The 19,403-nt window shown below is 47.3% G+C and carries 14 protein-coding genes and 1 tRNA gene; 7 read left to right on the top strand and 8 right to left on the bottom strand.

The window, feature by feature from the left end; all coding sequences use genetic code 11:
* Nucleotides 1–88: 88 nt before the first annotated feature.
* On the top strand, nucleotides 89–307 hold the full coding sequence (locus HRE53_RS25130; RefSeq protein ID WP_212665778.1) for a DUF3134 domain-containing protein: 219 nt from the start codon (nucleotides 89–91) through the stop codon (nucleotides 305–307).
* Nucleotides 308–317: 10 nt separating this feature from the next.
* Nucleotides 318–1,433 carry a phospho-N-acetylmuramoyl-pentapeptide-transferase gene (mraY, locus tag HRE53_RS25125; protein ID WP_235108398.1) on the top strand — a complete coding sequence of 372 codons (1,116 nt, stop codon included), beginning with the start codon at nucleotides 318–320 and terminating at the stop codon, nucleotides 1,431–1,433.
* Nucleotides 1,434–1,451: 18 nt separating this feature from the next.
* Here the strand turns inward: mraY and gloB are convergent, their stop codons facing one another.
* Nucleotides 1,452–2,225, bottom strand: coding sequence for a hydroxyacylglutathione hydrolase (gloB, locus tag HRE53_RS25120; RefSeq protein WP_235111252.1), 774 nt, complete (start codon nucleotides 2,223–2,225; stop codon nucleotides 1,452–1,454).
* Between the two features lie 166 nt (nucleotides 2,226–2,391).
* Between gloB and HRE53_RS25115 the strand changes: the two genes are divergently transcribed.
* Nucleotides 2,392–4,410 (top strand): right-handed parallel beta-helix repeat-containing protein, encoded by a 2,019-nt coding sequence (locus tag HRE53_RS25115; RefSeq protein WP_212665775.1) that lies wholly within the window; start codon nucleotides 2,392–2,394, stop codon nucleotides 4,408–4,410.
* A 75-nt stretch (nucleotides 4,411–4,485) separates the two neighbouring features.
* On the top strand, nucleotides 4,486–5,253 hold the full coding sequence (gene hisF, locus HRE53_RS25110; protein ID WP_235108397.1) for an imidazole glycerol phosphate synthase subunit HisF: 768 nt from the start codon (nucleotides 4,486–4,488) through the stop codon (nucleotides 5,251–5,253).
* Nucleotides 5,254–6,708: 1,455 nt separating this feature from the next.
* On the opposite strand, the gene hpnI is transcribed toward hisF, so the two are convergent.
* The 5 genes from hpnI to hpnJ form a co-directional block, all read right to left on the bottom strand.
* Nucleotides 6,709–7,860 (bottom strand): bacteriohopanetetrol glucosamine biosynthesis glycosyltransferase HpnI, encoded by a 1,152-nt coding sequence (gene hpnI / locus HRE53_RS25105; RefSeq protein WP_235108396.1) that lies wholly within the window; start codon nucleotides 7,858–7,860, stop codon nucleotides 6,709–6,711.
* 23 nt (nucleotides 7,861–7,883) lie between these two features.
* A complete protein-coding gene (locus HRE53_RS25100; RefSeq protein WP_212665771.1) occupies nucleotides 7,884–8,717 on the bottom strand; it encodes an EamA family transporter in 834 nt (277 codons plus the stop codon).
* Nucleotides 8,714–9,589: a hopanoid biosynthesis-associated protein HpnK gene (hpnK, locus tag HRE53_RS25095; protein WP_212665770.1), complete on the bottom strand. Its 876-nt coding sequence runs from the start codon at nucleotides 9,587–9,589 to the stop codon at nucleotides 8,714–8,716. The genes HRE53_RS25100 and hpnK overlap by 4 nt, the downstream gene beginning before the upstream one ends.
* A gap of 30 nt (nucleotides 9,590–9,619) precedes the next feature.
* Nucleotides 9,620–10,489 (bottom strand): ferritin-like domain-containing protein, encoded by an 870-nt coding sequence (locus HRE53_RS25090; RefSeq protein WP_315875973.1) that lies wholly within the window; start codon nucleotides 10,487–10,489, stop codon nucleotides 9,620–9,622.
* Between the two features lie 140 nt (nucleotides 10,490–10,629).
* Entirely contained in the window at nucleotides 10,630–12,066 is a 1,437-nt protein-coding gene (hpnJ, locus tag HRE53_RS25085) for a hopanoid biosynthesis associated radical SAM protein HpnJ (RefSeq protein WP_235108395.1), read from the bottom strand.
* A gap of 346 nt (nucleotides 12,067–12,412) precedes the next feature.
* On the opposite strand from hpnJ, the gene HRE53_RS25080 reads away from it, so the two are divergent.
* From HRE53_RS25080 to HRE53_RS25070, 3 genes are all read left to right on the top strand, one after another.
* Nucleotides 12,413–13,684, top strand: a complete 1,272-nt coding sequence (locus tag HRE53_RS25080) for a glycosyltransferase (protein WP_235108394.1) — start codon at nucleotides 12,413–12,415, stop codon at nucleotides 13,682–13,684.
* Between the two features lie 105 nt (nucleotides 13,685–13,789).
* A complete protein-coding gene (locus HRE53_RS25075) occupies nucleotides 13,790–14,905 on the top strand; it encodes a GTP-binding protein (protein WP_235108393.1) in 1,116 nt (371 codons plus the stop codon).
* Between the two features lie 76 nt (nucleotides 14,906–14,981).
* Nucleotides 14,982–15,055 (top strand) — tRNA-Arg (locus tag HRE53_RS25070).
* Between the two features lie 169 nt (nucleotides 15,056–15,224).
* Here HRE53_RS25070 and HRE53_RS25065 read toward each other — a convergent pair.
* Nucleotides 15,225–16,688, bottom strand: a complete 1,464-nt coding sequence (locus HRE53_RS25065) for an ATP-binding protein (RefSeq protein WP_235108392.1) — start codon at nucleotides 16,686–16,688, stop codon at nucleotides 15,225–15,227.
* 412 nt (nucleotides 16,689–17,100) lie between these two features.
* Nucleotides 17,101–18,627 (bottom strand): family 16 glycosylhydrolase, encoded by a 1,527-nt coding sequence (locus HRE53_RS25060; RefSeq protein WP_235108391.1) that lies wholly within the window; start codon nucleotides 18,625–18,627, stop codon nucleotides 17,101–17,103.
* Nucleotides 18,628–19,403 lie beyond the last annotated feature (776 nt).

The following is a 19,403-nucleotide window of genomic DNA, read 5'->3' as shown; positions in this document are numbered from 1 at the left end:
TATGCTTGAAGAGTGCCAAATCCCCATTATCTGAGTAAGATAAGAAGCGGCATCCGCGCCAACACCATCCTTTTCGTCATCAAAAACAATGGAAAACCCATCTCTCCGTCAACAACCTCGCGAACAAAAAGCTCCGATCATGGAGTCTCGACAAGATGCATCTATCCTGGGATGGCTGGAAGGATCGGGTCGGTTAATGGATCGAGACAACCAGGAAAGGGCCAAAACAGTCGTAGGAGAAGAGGAAAGCGAAGAAATCAATGCCCTGATGGGTGGCGAGGAAGAGTCGGATGACGATGAGGATTAAGTAAAAAAACATGGTCCTTGCAAATAAGACCACTGCGTCAACTCGATCTGGGGCTGGCCGTAATTTGTATTGGTTATTGCTCCTGAGTTTAAGTGGCGTCGCTTTAGCCACTGATATTCATTCAGGTCGCATGGACACCCCTGCCCTGACGATTGTGGCTCCCCTATGGACAAGCACCCTATTGGTTACTCTACTGGGGTTTTGGGCGGTTCCAGTGTTGCGATCGCTGAAAGCATCCCAAGTCATCCAAGCCGACGGTCCTCAAAGTCACCTCAAAAAAGCGGGCACGCCTACCATGGGCGGCATTTTCTTTATGCCGGTTGCCTTGGTACTGAGTTGGACCTGGGTGGCCACGACCGGCGTTAACGTACTCGAAGTATCCGCAGCCGTCCTCCTCACTCTATGTTTGGGGTTGGTGGGCTGGTTTGACGATTGGCAAATCCTGCGCAAGAAGTCGAACAAGGGCATCTCAGCTAAGTTGCGGTTGGGCATTGAGTTAGGCAGTGGCCTGATCTTCGGATTGTGGCTCTTTTTAACCCGAACGGATATTAGCGGGTTGGCTTTGCCTTTTGGGTTCACTCTTCCGATTGGCGTGCTGTTTTTGGCCATCTCTACCTTCGTCGTGGCTGCAGAAAGTAATGCCGTTAACTTAACGGACGGCATGGATGGATTAGCGGCAGGGACGAGTGCGATCGCATTCCTAGGACTTGCCCTTGTGGTTGCTCCTAGCTGGCCGGGATTGATGATTTTCTGTGCCTGTCTATCGGGAAGCTGCTTAGGCTTTTTAGCCCACAACCATAATCCAGCTCAAGTTTTTATGGGCGATACCGGATCCTTGGCTTTGGGTGGTGCCCTAGCAGCAGTGGGACTGATCACCAATACCTTATGGGCCTTGCTAATCCTTAGTGGTCTCTTTCTGGTGGAATCCCTATCCGTTATTGCTCAAGTCACCTACTACAAAGCCACTAAGGGGCCGGATGGCGTGGGTAAACGCCTATTTAAGATGTCTCCCATTCACCATCACTTCGAGCAATCTGGTTGGCCCGAAGTGCGGGTCGTATCGACGTTTTACGCCTGCGTTGCCGTTTTAGCGGTGGCGGCCTGCGGCCTTAACGCCCTGAGCTAATTCTCTTAATACACCTATCTAAAACTGATCTTTCATACCCCGTAACCGTGCAAAACACTGGACCGGGGTATTGCTTTTTGTATGAATAATTAAATGGGGCTGATCCCACCGCAGAAAGGGATTGGTTTGTTTTTCCAGACCAATGTCTGAAGGAACCGTCGGCTGGGATTGACGGCGAGCGTATTGCACCTGTTTAAAACGATTTTTTAGGTGTGAATTGTCTCCATCAACCGTGAGGGCAAACTGTAAATTTTTGAGGGTATATTCATGGGCGCACCAAACTCGGGTGCTCTCAGGTAAATTGCGCAGCTTACTCAAGGAATCCACCATCTGAGCTGGAGTGCCTTCAAACAAACGTCCACATCCCCCTGCAAACAAGGTATCGCCACAAAATAGTTCACCCCCTTCTTCTCCTGAAGACGGGGGAAAGTAATAGGCAATATGGGCACGGGTATGGCCAGGGACAAAGTACACGTCAGCCGTGCGATTGGCAAAAGAGACCTGATCGCCCTGTTTTAGAAAGTGCTGCTGTCCGGGAATCCGACCTCGATCCTGTTCTCCTCCATAGACCACAGCGTTTGGAAAAGCCTGGAGGAGTTTCCGATTGCCCCCCACATGATCCGAATGGTGATGGGTGTTAAAGATCGCCACCAATTCAGCTCCCAAATCGTCCAATTTCTTGAGCACGGGCTGAGGATCAGCTGGATCAACCACAGCGGCGATATTCTGCTCTGGATCATGGAGAACAAAAATATAGTTATCAGAAAAGGCAGGTAGTCGGTGGATTTGCATATGCGATCGCAAAATTCAATTTCACTCACATTTTATTATTTTGCGATTCCAACAAGTGTTGCAAGTCTTGTTGAACGGCTTTCCTCAGCCAAATAGCAAACTCAATACCCTCTTTTTTGCATAGGATCGAAGGAGGCATATCGGTTTAGTCATTCACCCTTGAACTATGCGCTACAACAAACTTCCGTTGATTTTGCTGTCCTTCCTCCTGGCAATCTGTCTTTGGGGACTCAGCCCATGGACCCTTCGAGCAGAATCGAATCATCCGCTTGTCGTTGCCCAGCAACAGTCCTCTGCCTCAGATCGCAACCCTGGAACCGAAAATAAGCCCTTTCGAACCATCAATGCCGCAGCACAACAGGCTCAGCCCGGTGACACCATCCTGGTCCATGCCGGGATTTACCGAGAGCGTGTCATTCCTCCTCGAAGCGGAAACCCGGATCAACCGATTGTCTATGAAGCTGTACCAGGAGAAACCGTCGTCCTCCGAGGGTCAGAGGTTTGGTCAGCAACCCCGGTATCAGCCGATGCCTCAACGACCTCATCTGCTTATTGGGAAGGCCCCTTGCCCAAGCAACTATTTCCAGACCCGGATCCATTCACAAAGCAACTTGAGCGGATGCCAGAGGGGTATTTACGCGGTCAAGTTTTTTGCCAAAGTCTGCCCCTACGCCAAGTTCTAGATCAGAAAACCCTGACTGCCCAACCTGGAGCTTGGTATTTCGATCCCCAAAAACGTTGGCTTAGGGTTCACCTAGACCAGGCTTATCCCGTATCAAAGCCTCCTTTTTTAGAAGTCAGCACCCGTCGAGCCGTCTTTGCCCCCAAAATTCGTGGACTAGGCTATATCCATGTCAAGGGATTTGTTATGGAGCATGGGGCTAACCCCTTTCCCAGCGGGTTTTGGCGTAGTCAATCTCCTCAAGCAGGAATTTTGAGCACCCGCTCCGGACACCATTGGCTCATTGAAAACAACACGGTTCGCTTTGCCAAAAGCCTGGGGATTGATAGTGGTAGCGAAGGACGCTATGACATCGATGGTTTAGAGCAACCGATCCCAGAGGGCGTGGGGTATCACGTTATTCGAAATAATCGGGTTACGGACAACGGCGCAGGGGGGATCGCGGGCTGGAAACAAACAGAATCCTTAATTGCCTACAACGTGATTGAACGCAACAATCGCTTAGGTTTTACAGCTCCAGAAACAGGGGGCATCAAAGTTCACGGATTTGTGGATGGTCAAATTATTGGCAATGTCCTGCGCAACAATGAGTGTTTTGGCATTTGGGTCGATAACGTCTATCGAAATGCCCGTGTCAGTCGCAATCTCGTGTTGGGTAATCAAGGGGCTGGCATATTCGTGGAATTGGGAGGCGGCCCCATCTTGGTTGATAACAACGTAGTTGCATTTACAAAATTAGGAGAAGGCATCTACACCCACGATGCCAGCGGCGTCACTCTTGCCCACAACTGGTTACAGGCCAACACTCACTTTGGCATATATATGCGAACCGTTACCGACCGTCGATATGCCAAAGCAGATGGTACGCCTGAACAAGCGGGTACAAGGGGGCAACGGATTTACGGCAATGTTCTTGTTGATAACTATCGCGGCCATATGAGCCTGCCGTACCCCATGGAACCCGAAATTGATAACAAATCTGACTACAATTTGCTAATTAATGGCACTCTTTGGCAGTGGGCAGGCCAAGCACCTCAACAATTTGTGTGGAACCACCGTTCTAAATTTGTAAAACGAGAACGCATCGTCGCTACGTTAAAAAAAGCTTTTGAAACAGGCCAACTACCCAAGGCAGAGCAGCCCAATTTTGACCAGTGGAGCCAGACCCTCGCTTTACCTTTACCTTGGTGGCAGCAGCTCACAGGAAATGACACAAATAGCATTGCGCCTTTGATTCAGGGGGGTGAAGTAGTTAATGGTGCCATTGCCCAGGGCGCCATCACATTAGGTGTATCAACGCCCAATTTAGATGTAGCCGATCCTGCCGTGTTTCCCCAGTTAGCCATCCCCACCTTGCCCCTTCCTAGTCAAGACTTTTGGGGAACTCCCATCAACAATTCCCCTCGATTTCCAGGTCCATTCCAAAACTGGCCCCAAAAGGGGTCAGTGCATTGGCATCTCTGGCCTGTGGAATCACTCGAATCAACAAATATGACTCAGTAGCTTAGGATAATACTTGGCTTAGAAGTCCAAGCCCATAGAACATTCCTGTCATATCCAATTGAAAGAGTAAGCACCATGCTAGCCAAGCGAATTTTGCCTTGTTTAGACGTTAAAGCTGGACGAGTCGTCAAAGGGGTGAACTTCGTCAACCTGAAGGATGCTGGAGACCCTGTTGAACTCGCCCAAATCTATAACGAGGCTGGGGCCGATGAGTTAGTGTTTCTAGACATCACCGCCACCCATGAAGATCGCAGCATTATCTTTGACGTGGTGTACCGTACCGCTGAAGCAGTATTTATTCCCCTGACCGTGGGGGGTGGGATCCAATCCTTAGAAACCATTAAAAAACTGTTACGAGCGGGAGCCGATAAGGTCAGCTTAAACTCTTTCGCTGTCCGCAATCCAGACTTTGTTAATCAAGCAAGCACACGGTTTGGTCGCCAATGTATTGTCATAGCCATAGACGCCCGTCGTCGAACCGACGGTAACTTCGGCTGGGACGTCTTTGTGCGGGGAGGTCGCGACAACACGGGATTAGATGCGATCGCCTGGGCTAAGGAAATGGAAGAACGGGGGGCAGGAGAACTATTAATCACCAGCATGGATGGTGATGGCACCCAAGCCGGATATGACCTGGAATTAACTCGCACTATTGCCGAGCAAGTCGAGATTCCAGTGATTGCTTCTGGTGGGGCTGGCACCTGCGAACACATTCGAGAAGCCTTAACAGACGGCAAGGCTGAAGCGGCTTTGCTAGCATCACTGCTTCATTATGGACAACTCTCAATTGCTGAAATAAAAGCGCATTTGCAGGATCATCAAGTTCCTATTCGCCAAAGCTGATTCTTAAATCAACCTGTAATCCTGCATTTTTTGTGGTGGATTAGTCTTTAATTTTATTAAAATAAGTAAAGTTATGATTATTCTGCTTGTCGGTGCTATTGGACTTGTGATGTGGTCCTTGCAATTAATGAAGATGGCTCACCACTCTAGTGAGAAGTCTCTCATTTTTGCTGGGGTACTTGTGGCTGTGTCTGCAGTAGGCCTCGTAGCAGTCTATTTACTGATGGATGGCTGCATGGGGTATATAACAGGTGGAGAATCCATCTCAGCTCAATCTTCTTACCTACCAATAATGATGATTTCTCATTTCTCTTCAATCCTTTGAGATCATCTCAGCCCATCATCCCAATATCAGAATTTAAAGTACTCAGCATCAAACAGGCAAGGAAATAGCTCTAAATTAGCTTAAATCCTCGATTCCAAAGATTTTTTAGTCCATAGCTGCTATATCTCAATCATTACATTTTCTAGTTCGTAGCTGCTATATCTCAATCATTCTCCCTTTAAAACGCAGCATCAAGATATTTCTGACATAAGGTTGATCTCTTCTGGAGAATGGTATGCAGCCTCTCTATATTGGGCTCTATACAACCATAGTCTGGCAAAGCTAAGAACCTCTTCTGTCACTAAAAAATTGGATTCCTCTACAAAATCAGCCTTTCAGGAGTTTTAACTCACACTGGCATTGGAACTTCATATCTTGTATTTTCTAGACTGTAAAGTATCAAAGCTAGTGTCTCAAGGGATTCTAGGGTGATCACTACAATGCTCATTTCTAGAGCCAAGCCAGGCTTGTGATACATCTCTGCCAAAGAGGGGAACACTCTTCCTAATCAATTCAGAGTAAATACTAATATATTCAATAAAATTAAAACAATTATGGATAAAGTTCACTGAATCGCTAATATCCACACCATTTACTAGAAGTATCTTTTTTTCGTCACTGTTTTTTTTCTAGGCTAAACAACAACTAAAATAGATTTTATTCTTCCAAAAAAAGACTAATGGTGCAACGTCTTTATACTTCTGATAAATAAACAAAAGCTATATCAGTCATTGTTTTCAGAATAATAAAAACTGCATCAACTGATACACTATTTCTTTTTTAAGAATTTAGTAATCATTATCTTTTTTTATTTGCGTTATCCTAGATAAATCTTGTCAAACCTTGTCTATCTTAGGGGGGGAATATGCAAATCTGGAAACTAGTAACCATCGAATTAACTCTAATTTTTGCTTATTGCGTTGTTTTAGTCTTTAACGTCTTTAATTCTAATCAAAACGCCCAATATCCTAGTCAATCAAATATTCAGGTCACCCGCCCGGATTGATGCTTTCCAATACGTGTAAAAGCGCTGATTGATCACCCAGAAATTAAAGCCCCTGCTAGTTTTGATGGCTAGCAGGGGCGCGTTTTATCGTTGAGTTGCAAGGTGATCAAGAAGAAGAAAAAGACTATCCAGATGGGATAATTTGGGAAAGCTTGCCATTTTTGCGGAGCTTATATCGATATCCACGCCATTCCACCGTTGTCCCTACCATTCCATACCCCCAAATAGCAAAATTGACTAAATCCCGCAGGGGAATCAGCCACCATAATCTCTGAGCCACCCGGTCATGGAAATAGTAAATCGCAATCACCCAAGCCATTAGCCAGCGGCTCGCTAGCATGATTACCAGAACTGACCACCCCAAAATTGACCCTTGAGTCGCCAACAGAAAAAAGACTCCGCTTGTGGTGCCAAAGGTAAACAGCAATCCCACATAGCCCCAAAATCGTTCTACCCGAATGCACCTAGCCCAGCGGGCTTGACGATGAAAGAACTCAGATAGATTTGTGGTCGCCAGTTGATGCTCCACGATATAGGGGGACAAAACAACTTGATAGCCTACTTGAGTGGGTAAATTCCCCATATGGAAATCGTCAGCCAGGTGATCTGCTAATGCCGCAAAACCTCCAATTTTGGCCAAGGCAGCGTGACGAATCACAATGGTCGAGCCAAAGGCAAAATGCATACCTTCCAACTTATGGGCTGCGAGTACATTGGCATGGTTGCGGGTAGCAATCCCCAAGGCTTCAAATCCGGCTAGCCACCCTTTGGCCCAAGAATTATAGAGACACGTCACTACGCCCACCTGGGGGTTTGCCAAGGGTTGGACAATGTGTTGTAAATAATCAGATTGGACCAGAATGTCGCAGTCTGCCAGCACAATCACGTCATGCTTGGCCTGTTCCACAGCATTGGCAAGATTGCTGACTTTGAGGTTGGTACCAATAGTGCGATCGCAAACCACTAACTCAATATCCACACCAGGGAAAGCCTGAATCAGCTGCTCCACAATCGGCAAACTCGGATCCGTGGCCTCCCGCACGCTAAAAATAACTTGATATTCGGAGTAATCCTGCTGACAGAAGGACGCTAAATTCTCATAGGTATTCACATCCACACCGCACAGGGGTTTGAGGATGGTAACGGCAGGATGGAAATCAGGATCAAAAGGTTGGGATTGCCGAAAAAAATCGACCGTCGCATAGATGGCATAGCAGTAATACAATACCGCCGTACAGCAAAACGGAAAGATCAGCCAAGGAAGATAAGCAGTCATACACCCAACATGGAAACAGGGGCCTAACCCGTTAAAGAGATTATGCCCACACCCCAACCAATGACAATAATGCCAGCTAACCGTCCCGGAGAAATATGCTCCTTAAGAATAAAGTGGGCACCACAGAGATTGATAATGTAGCCTAAACCCGTGGCAGGGCGAACCAAGCTAATATCCGCCCAACTCAGGAGCGAAATAAACATCAGAAACGACACGGTATAGCTCGCAACCCCGATCAGTACCCCTGGATTCATAAATACACTCTTCAGCCATCGCAAAATTGATGTCAGAGAGCGGGCTGAAAATGTGCCAATTTTCTTGACACCACGGGCCACCAAGATATCCGCAGTACAGTCGGCCAACACCAACACCAATACTCCCAGCCACATCTTAGGTAAGGAGAAACTCAAGGGAAGCAGCAGCAGCAAGGAGGATTTTATATTGGGATCGGATTCTTGCGGCGACTGAGCCTTGCGATCGTCAATGCGCTTACTCCAGCCCACAATAAACACTCCCAAGGAGATAAAAATCGCCGCTAACCAACGGGCCAAAGAGACCGGCTCCTTTAAGATCAGCCAAGCCATGAGGGCATTGAGAACATAGCTAAAAGCGTGCATGGGCAGCACGAAGCTCATATCTAGTCGGGTGAGGGAAACGAGATAAATGAGCATAGAGATGGTGAGGGTGACGACCCCCATCCCAATCCAAGGGCTGGTGAATAAATAGCCGACTAGCTGCCCTAATGCCTCGGGATGGTAAGACGTGATCTCACCAAATACTTTCATTCCCCGACTCAGCCAAATATCACCGAGCACTTGAGTGGAGATAAGGAAGACAATCAGTAGAAAATTGATCAAAATGCAGCTGAAGCGATGAGTTCAGGATAATTGGTTAATTGAAATCCACTGGATTGAAGCTGGGCTTTCACAGACTGACTCAGCAACGCCGCCAGCTCCCGCTCTCCCGCTCCTTCAGGCCCATTGATCGGTTCGTGGGGATATGGGATCGCAGGATGGGCATATAGCTCTATGACATTGGCCTGAATTTGGGGAATTAACCCCAACAGATAGGACTCTGTCACTGAACCGGATTGCAATAGCCCGTAGACCCGCTCAGCATACCGTATCCCTTGGGCGGTCAGCACCTGCTCCCCATGATGGCGCAGCAGCCGAAACACGGACCAGCCCAGTCCCTTCCCTAGCCAGCCCTGGGAATCTGCTTTCAAGGTATAGGTCAACTCCTCATGGGGAAGCCGGATAATGGGGATGTTATATTTCGGTGCCAAAGCCATCAAGACGTCCAGGACTGCGGGATTAGCATGATGGTGCAAATGCCCATCCACATGGGATAGGGGCAAGCCTGTGGCGAGGAAATGCTGCAGTTGGGCCTCAATTTCTTGATACAGCTCTTGCCGAGCGGCCTGATTGAAGTAGTATCGCCAACCTGCCTGGGCCGGATTATCTGGAAACCGCCCCTGCTCATCCACTAGATGGGGAATTTGATCAGGCGGCAGGGCGGCTTTGCCACAGCCCAAAACGACATGGAGACCCACCCCCAGACTCGGATGCTGTTTGGCCAGGTCAACCGCTTCTTCAACTGCCTCCCCCGTCACCATCAAGCTGGTACTGGTGAGAATGCCTTCGGTATGGGCCTGAATAATACCTTCATTGACCCCGTGGGAAAACCCAAAGTCATCGCCATTGACGATTACATATCGTGGGGATGTCATGGCAACCCTACCCTAATCTCATTTGGCATCTTAGCCTCCCTGTACCGATGGGACTGGATTGCGGCTGGGCCATAGACGCAGACAGGTCAAGGCCAGTTTGGATAACCGAGGCATCAATAGGGGCTGAAGCAATTGCTCATCAAACCGTTCCATGCGTTGGTGGTTGGCATCCAAGCAGTTCTTTAAGACCTGCTTGGCCGTCAAATCGTCCATAAAATGTCCTGCTTCAGAGGCGGTAAAAGGTTTTCCTTCCTGCTGATTTTCATTGCTGCCAAAGGCTTGAATTAAAGTTTTTAAGGCCTTGCCATAGTGCCAGAACGCTCTCATACTGCGTAGTTCTTCTAGTTTCCAGCCCTGTTGGATCTGCAGATAGGTCACCCAATTCACGAAGAAAACAATATGGCGGGCTTCTTCATCCAAAATCGGATCGAAAATTTTGAACATGCTCTCCGGCATGTACTGGGCTTGGCGGGCTAAATCAAACATGCCAAAGGCAAAGTAGGAATCCAGACATTCCCCAAAACCAAAATCAGTGAATGCCGTTTCCATCTGTTCGGGAACAGTGATTTCAGGTAAAGGCGACACTTCAATGTCATACCGCTCAATCAGATGCTGTAATAAACGGGCATGGCGATGCTCTTCTCGACCTTGGAGGGCAACGGCTTCTTTGATCAGGGGATCAGAAATCGTTTCGGCAAAAGCACTCACCATCACCCCGGCTTCACTCTCCGTTAAAAGCGCTTCCCGCCAAAAAGGGATTCCCCGCAATCGCTTCAAGGAGACTGAATCGAGGTTCGGCCAGGGTAAATTCTCGGGTTCGTAATCTAAAGAAGTGTCCAGAAAGCTGCGACAGAATAGTTGCTTATGTTCTCTGCTACCCAAATTAATCATCACTTGCATAACCCCCAATGATTTCAATGTGTATTAGATGGTTCCCTAACTGACGTTGAATTTCATTGTTTCTAAAATCCCTAACTCCCCCCTCCTGGGCGGGAGGGAAGTTCTATGGAGAAGGCCACTCAACCCTCCAGGGGACAACCTTAAGCTTTAGCTGCTGCGCCGGTTTGTCGCTCCTTCAAATAAGCAAAGAACTCCCGCCCTTCCCGTAGGCGGCGGACCAACATTTGCGGATCTCCCAGCATTTCACCCACAATCGGAATAATGGCTTGGGGCCGGAAATAGAAGCGACGATACATGCGTTCTACTGCATCCTCAATCGCTGCACTAGAGAGATTGGGATAGGCCAAGGTGGAGGTTTGAATCCCTGACTCTGCTAATAGAGACGTATCGCTAAACCAGTTATTCTCTTGAGCCTGGGCATAAAGGGCTGTACCGGGATAGGGAGCTGCAATCGAAACTTGAATGGTATGAGGGCTCACCTCACAGGCAAACCGAATCGTTTCTTCGATGGTTTCTTGACTTTCGTTGGGAAGGCCAATAATAAAGGTGCCGTGGACGGTGATACCGAGTTTGCGGCAGTTGGCCATAAACTTACGGGCCACTTCCAGTTTGATGCCCTTGTTGATGCCGTCTAGAACGTCCTGATTCCCAGACTCGAAACCTACCAGCAATAGGCGGAGTCCGTTGTCTCGCAATTGCTTGAGGGTGTCGTAGTCGAGGTTGGCCCGAGCGTTGCAGCTCCAGGTGAGCTTAAGGCGTTTGAGATGTTCACTAATCGCGATCGCACGGGGTTTATCAATCGTGAAGGTATCGTCATCAAACATATATTCCCGCACCGTATCTCCGAACAGAGATTTGGCCTGCTCCATTTCTTTGCCCACGGCCTCGGGACTTTTGGCCCGATAGTTGTGGCCACCTATGGTTTGGGGCCACAGACAGAAGGAGCATTTAGCGGGGCAGCCCCGCCCGGTATAAAAGGAAATGTAGGGATGAAGGAGATAGCCGATGAAATACTTTTTGATATCCAGGTCGCGATTATAAACGGGAAGAACACTGGGCATCGCATCCCAATCGTGGATTAAGTCCCGCTCTGGATTATGTTGAATTTGATTATCCGGGTCGCGATAGCTGAGCCCCTTAATCTCTGCTAGCGGTTTGCCTTCGGCCACATCTTTGCAGGTATAGTCAAATTCGCTGCGACAGACAAAATCAATAATGGGGTTATCCCGCAGGGTTTCTTCCGGTAAGACCGCAACGTGAGCGCCAATAAAACCTACCTGAGTACCAGGCTTTTGGGCCTTAATCTCTTCCGCACATTTAACATCGTTGGCTAAAGAGGGAGTGCTGGTGTGCATAATCACCAGGTCATAATCCTTGGCAACCTTGAGCACGTCCTCAACAGTTTGTTCATGGGGAGGCGCATCAATCAGCTTACTTCCCGGCACCAATGCCGCCGGTTGCGCGAGCCAGGTTGGGTACCAAAAAGAGGTGATTTCTCGTTTGGCCTGATATCGGGCCCCAGCACCACCGTCAAATCCATCAAAAGAGGGGGGACTCAAAAATAGGGTTTTCTGCATTGTTTCACTCCTCATTTAAGATGCAGTCACAGGGAAGTTTCTGAAGTTAGAAACTTCAATTGAGGTCCATCCCTCAAATACCATCAGATCACTGAAGCAACCATAGCGTATCAAAAACCAGCTTTACCTGGTGGACAATCTTGTATCGGTTGCAGTTGATTTATCCAGTCGGGATAGATATTATGGCAGTTCTGCTCCTTGCAGCTCCAAACGTTAGTTTTAAATTGCATTCTGGCGAGGTTTACAGCCATCTGTTGAGTCAACAGGCCAGCAGGTTACTTCAAATCGCTATTATTGGGGACCGCCTCTCGATATTCTGTGATCACGATCAGTTAAAGGATGAGATATGGTTTCGGTTGGGGTCTTTATAGACTTGAGATGGCACCAAGCCGCAGGTGGGCATGTGAAATGCTGGGAATCCTTTGCCAAAGCCGCAGCCACTTTGCCTGAAGAGCTAGAGTTAAGCCTGCATTTCCTAGGAGATCAAGAACAGGAAATTGAACTCGCTCCCCATGTTCGCTATGTCTTGCATCCCCCCCGATTTAGCACCGAACGTCTAACCTTCCTAAAGGATGTGCCCGGACATACGGATATTGCCCCCTCGAACCCCTCCCTCGTTCCCTATTTCGAAAAACTCGATATTGTCCATATCACCCATCCTCAATTCACCTTTGGGAAAACAGCCAAACGGTATTGTCAGCAACAAGGCAAACCCCTGATTGCCTCGATTCATACCGACACGCCAGAATATTCCCGAATCTATACGGAACAAGCCCTGGAAAAACTGTTTGGTCAGGGATGGTTCAATCATTTGCTCTCTCAACAGCTGCAAATCCCCCGGCGGTATAAGCAGCTGATGGTAGCTCGGCAAAAACGCTACTGGCAATCTTGTGCCCATGTGTTGACCGCTCAGCCCTCAGACTTTGGCGTAGTGAATGGCGTTTTGCCCCAGTCACACATTTCTCACCTCCGTCGGGGCATCGATAAGGCGTTGTTTCATCCTCAACATCGTGATCGCCCTTGGCTGGAACAAACCTATAGCCTGCCTCCCGGAAAATTTCTGCTGTTATTCGTGGGTCGCCTAGATGCCTGTAAAAATATCCTCACGTTTGCCCAGGCGGTGAAAGTTCTGCTCGATCAGGGCTTACCCGTTCATGCCCTCGTCGTTGGCCAAGGCAGCAGTGATCAAGAAGTGCAGGTCATCCTTGGCGACCATGTGACCTTAACCGGAACGATTGACCACGATCAGCTGGGTCCTATTTTTGCTAGTGCCGACCTGTTTGTGTTTCCGTCCCAAACAGAAACCATTGGCAATGTGATTGTGGAAGCAAGGGCATCTGGTTTACCTGTGATTATTTCTAGCCACGGAGGGGCTTACCAGTCAGTACAAGCCTCTGGGGAAGATGGCGTCGTCATTGAAGATGATCTGCCAGAGACGTGGGCGGGTGCGATCGCAACCCTGTATCATGACCCAGATCAGCTAGCCCAGATGAAACAGGCCACCCTTGCCCATATCGATCAGCATTGGCCCACTTGGTTAGAAGTCTTACAGAAAGACTTGTTGCCCGTTTGGCAGTCGGTGGCCGTGATTCCAGATCGAGTGACTGAACGGCCTTAGGTTTAGAAAAATTTAGCACTTTCCCAGAGTGCCATCCTTTAGTATGAGGGGAAGGGGCTAACCTCTTTTGTATATTCTTCAGCAGCTGCACCTCTGAGCAAGATTATGACCACAACAACGACAGAACCCACTCAGACCTCGACGGCGGACAAGCGCGGGTTACCCGTCACCATTATCACGGGCTTTTTGGGCAGTGGTAAAACGACCCTGTTAAACCACATTCTTTCCAATCAGGAAGGTCTAAAAACGGCTGTTTTGGTCAATGAATTTGGCGAGATTGGCATTGATAACGATCTCCTGATCTCCACTGGCGAAGACATGGTAGAGCTGAGCAATGGCTGTATCTGCTGCACCATCAACAACGATTTGGTAGAAGCCGTTTATAAGGTTCTGGAGCGGTCCGACAAGATTGATTATCTGGTGGTCGAAACTACTGGGTTAGCTGATCCTTTACCTGTTGCTTTGACTTTTTTGGGCACTGACTTGCGAGATGTGACTCGCTTAGATTCAATTGTCACCATGGTCGATTCTGAAAACTTTAGTTTGGATCTGTTTAATAGCGAAGCGGCCCAAAGTCAGATTGCCTATGGCGATATTATCTTGCTTAACAAAGCTGATCTGGTGGATGAAGCGGATTTAGATCTGCTAGAAGTGCGCGTTCGGGAAATGCGAGAAGGCGCTCGGATCATTAGAACCACGAAAAGTCAGGTTTCCCTACCCCTGATTTTGAGTGTCGGGCTATTTGAATCCGATAAGTACTTTGATGATGAGCACGACCACGAACACGAACACGGCCATGACCACGGCCACAGTGATGACCATAGCCACGACCATCATGACCATGATCATCACGACCATGACCACAGCAATTGCGAGCATGATCATGATCACTCCCATCACTTAGATAACGATGGGTTTACATCCCTCTCATTCCAGAGCGATCGCCCCTTCTCAGTTCGCAAGTTTCAAAAGTTCCTGGATGAACAACTACCCCTCAACGTGTTCCGAGCTAAAGGAATTCTGTGGTTCGATGAAAGCGAAAAGCGGCACGTCTTTCACTTAAGTGGTAAGCGCTTCTCCCTCGATGATGAGGACTGGAGAGGAGAGCCCAAAAATCAGCTGGTACTCATTGGCCAGGATTTGGATCATGACAAGTTGCGATCGCAAATCGAAAACTGCTTAGCCACCGTTTCCAGCAGCCGCAGCAAAGGATTCGGCTAAAATTCAAGTCTTGTGGTTATGGCAACAACCCATAAACGCTATACTGGCGGGTAGATTTTGTAATCTACCCCAATGGGGGCATGTAGCTCAGTCGGATAGAGCATCAGATTCCGGTTCTGAGGGTCGGGGGTTCGAATCCCTCCATGCTCGTTTTTGAAAAAAGCTCAAAATATATACCAAGAGAAACCGAAAGCAGGTTATGGGGCCAGCCCACACCTCTTGCATAAAAATTGTAGCCTCGCCTAACTCGCTTACTCTGTAGCTTCTTCGAAAGCTCCCATTAATGCAGTTTTTGGGCTTTTGGCAATACTCTATGCCATTACATCTCAGTGCTGTTTTGGGCGGAGAGGGGTAGCGTAATTCTAAAGGTAGATCCGACACCAGGTTGGCTTACCAAATCAATTTTTCCTCGGTGAGCTTTGGTAAACGCTTTCACAATAGCCAGCCCTAAACCCGATCCATCTGATTGGCGTTTGCCTAATCGAGCAAATCGGTCAAAAATTCGCAGTTGTTCCTCTGGGGACATACCCGATCCGTTATCTCGTACCCAAAAAATGACTTGAGTGAGGGTTTGCTGACAGCCCAATTCAATCGTCCCGGTTGGTGGGGTATGTTGAGCAGCATTTCTCAGTAAATTCAGTAACGCTCCGGTTAGCCGTTGGCGATCGCCCATCATGGAACCAGAGCAATCTAGATTCAATTGCCAGTCACGTTCTGCCAAGGCTTGCGCTTTCGTCAATAGATCATGAGCCAACTGCCTCAGATCAATCATTTCATATTGGAGAAAATCTGGATGTTCCGACTGGGTCAGGGTAATCATATCCTTAACTAGGCGGCTCATTCGATCCAGCTCATCCATCACCAGTTCAATCGTTTCCTCCTGTTCCTTCGGATCTTTCCCCATTAATTCCAAATGCCCTCGGACAATCGTAATTGGGGTCCGTAGTTCATGGCCAGCATCATTGACGAAGCGACGCTGACTATTAAAACTATGTTCGAGTCGGTCCATCATGGCGTTAAAGATTTGAGACAGGTCTGCTAATTCTCCCGAGCCTTGAGGAGATAAGCGCTGGGTTAAATCGGTCTCATTGATGTTACGCGCTGCGATCGCAAGTTCTCGCACAGGTTCAAACAATCGCCCCGTCACAAACCAAGCCAAGAGCAAGGAGATCAGCACAACAACTCCCTCCATTAACATAAAGGTATAGACGCTTGCTAAAGCCTCATGCTGTTCTCCCGCTGTTGCATGGGCAAGAACCATCACGCCGAGTGGGTCACCATCTACAATCAGCGGTTCGGCTTTATAGAGAACGGTCCCAATCTTGGGATTATCTGTGACCTGCTCTCCCCGAGTGAACTGAGTAATATCGAGCCACTGCTCATAAAGTTCAGACCCAGGTCGCATGGGCTGGAGTAATTGAGGGGGATTGGAGTGGTATAAGTCTCCCCCAATAATAAAGATAAAAAAGTTATCGTCCTCCGGGAGTTGATTGACTAAAAAATCATCTGCGAAGGTCTCTAAATCTTCCAATGTTTGATTGGGCAGTCGTTCCCAATTCATATAGGCTGTATGAAAAATTTCATGGGCTTCGCTCAAATCATTGCGCACTCGCAGAGAGACCTGTGCTGTTATCAACGCCTGAAATAGGGGAATAGCGAGTCCTGTGAATAGCCCCATCAGCACAACATACAACAGCAAAATGCGCGTTCGAGTTTGGCGGAAAAAATCCCCCAAAATCGAGCGTGTTAGCAGTACTACGGTTTGTTGCTTAGGGTTAATCACAACAAGTCTTTATCAGGTTTGAATTTGAGAACCGGAGGAGGTAGGCAGATTACCCACTTGAACCAGCGGGAGTGTTACTTCTAGATTTGTGATAAGGGTAAAGGTGACGAGCTTGCAGCTAAGACTCGGACTCCCCTTCCTTAGGTGTCTTGCAAACATACAGTGTTTTGTACCAATACTCTATTAAGACTAATCGGTTACACGGAAAGATTTTGGCAGCAACAAGCTTCCTAAGCAAATTTTTTGGTTCAACTTTACCTACTAGTCTTAAACGGAAGTAAGCAATACGCAGCAAAAATAAGCTCAAAAGCGGTCTGATCAGACCGCTCGTTTGATTTCACAATATCCTTCAAAAGACAAAGTCCAAATATCGACCAGGCAATATTTGGACTTTGTTTATGCTCACTCTAAATTACACATAGCTAATGTAGGAGGCATCCAGGTCAAGGGATTCGACAGTTGTATTTTCAACAATGGCAATCAAGTCATTACCACGATAGAGTCCTGCACCCGAGACATCACCCTCGGAAGCTGCCCCCAAACTATATTTGTTTGCATTGCCGCTGAGCTGAATCATATCTTCAGCAGCATTGAAGTCGGTCAAAACAGCATACCCATCATAGAAAGGAGAGTCATAAGCTGAACCGCTGGCATCTCCTAAAACAAACAGGTCATTGCCGATTCCACCGGTGAAGATGTCATACCCTTCTAAATCAATCAGGGTATCGTTACCTGTTCCACCCACTAAGCGGTTAGAGCCAGTTCCGCCCACCAAAGTATCATTACCACCTTGCCCTTCTAGAAAACCTTCACCTACACGGGAAAGCATGTCATCAGCAGATCCGCCTGTTAGACCACTTTCAGTAGAGGTTGAATCTTGGTAGACCCGGATATGGTCAATATCAAAGCTGCTAGGAAACTCGGTAGTTTCATCCGGAGAACCGGGCCAGTTACCACCCACAGCCAAGTTAGCCAGCATATACATGGGTTGGTCAGGAACGTTCTCAGTCGTATTGAACACTTCCATGCCATCGATGAACCAAGTCAGTTCTCCAGGTTGCCAGTCCACCGCAAAGGTGTGCATGCCATCGGCAAAGTCGATCCCACTAAACCAGCTTCCTTCCATGCCGTGATTACCTGCTTGGGAGGGATCTTGGTAGTGAACAGTGGTATAGGCCGTGCTGGTGTCATCTCCCAAGATTTCCATGATGTCAATTTCGGGGGGCCATTCACCGGATTCAGGCAACATCCAAAAAGCTGGCCATAGTCCCTGTCCGGTAGGAGATTGACCACTAATTTCAAAGTGACCATAGGTAAAAGAGAGGCTGTCGTGGCCTGAGATCATGCCAGAAGTGTAGTCAAAGGTTTTACCGGAGTCAAACCAGGTTTCTCCTTCAACGGTTTCTTCTTTGGCAACAATGGACATCACGCCGTCATTGAATTCGAAGTTGCCAGCATCGGTGTAATATTGCAATTCGTTATTGAAGGAGTTAGTGCGGCTGCCGTAGTAGTATTCGGTGTCCCACTTGGTGCGATCTAGCTCGGTTCCGTTGAACTCATCATTAAAGACCATGCTCCAGTTGGCTTTAGAATCGGGATGAATCCCAGTATCGAGATCATCATCAACGGTGACACCATCTCCAAAGTTCTTTTCCCAACCTTTGCCTTTGATATTGAGACCTCGTTGCCAGTTCTCAGGCTTGGGCTTGTCGAGTCCAGGAGGAGTAAATCCATTCCCTAAGCCTAATCCCTTCCCCTTTCCAGAAAATAGGGTTGTAGGCGCAGTATTGGAAGTATCTATCCCGGTACTGCTTTGTGAGGGAACTGGATCAGAAGCCAAACCCAAATTACCTTGGTTAGATGTTAGGTCTAAAACATCGGGCTGCCCCATACCAAGCTTTGCGTTTCCTTTGTTTCCTTTAGTTGTGGGCTTGGCCATGATGTTACTCCTAATATGTAGATGAAAACTATGAATTGTGAAGCCAGTAACCATCACTTTGATCGAATGGCTGATGGGTTCTTAAAAATGGATGCTTGCCAAAAGCATCCAAAGAAATTGTCAAATTTGTGTTAGCGGTCTTTTGAAAACTGTTGTTGTGATGATGATTGAGATGGACTTTATACTCTAGGGTGAGTATTTAATATCCGATGCAATTCATCTAGTCAGTGTGGCAAAAGAGTTATTAGTTTTTGACTCGAACTTAAATATAGACTAATCGTTGTAGTTACCTTCAATGTCAAGAGTTTTCTCAATAAGAAAAACTTATATTATTCTCTAATTCTCCAAGATTCTTACTGCGGCACCGTTCTAAGATTTGATTAGTAGAAATACTAATTTATTAGCTAAAGCTGAGATAAATAAAATACCAAGACTGGATATTAATATCAGTCTTGGTCTGGATCGAATTATTTTTCTTTATCTGACATATCACAAGCAATTTTTATCTAATAATAATATATAAAAAATCTACTTTTTAGTTCTTAAAATATCTCAAACGAACAATAATACATGCTGCAAAAATTCTTGGGGTTCAGTCAGATAGGTTATTCCATGACTTTCACTATATCTCATGAAATACCTCGTGAAGCTTTATAAAACATTTATCACTGACAGTGTCTTGATATTAATCTAATATAATTTTTAACAAAAGAAATCACCTCAATTCTTGTAGAATTGAGGTGATACAAGACACACAAGATTCATCAACAATCAGT

The sequence above is a fragment of the Acaryochloris sp. 'Moss Beach' genome, assembly GCF_021497025.1.
GTDB lineage: Bacteria > Cyanobacteriota > Cyanobacteriia > Thermosynechococcales > Thermosynechococcaceae > Acaryochloris > Acaryochloris marina_A.
This window is presented reverse-complemented; position numbering and strand designations above follow the sequence as displayed.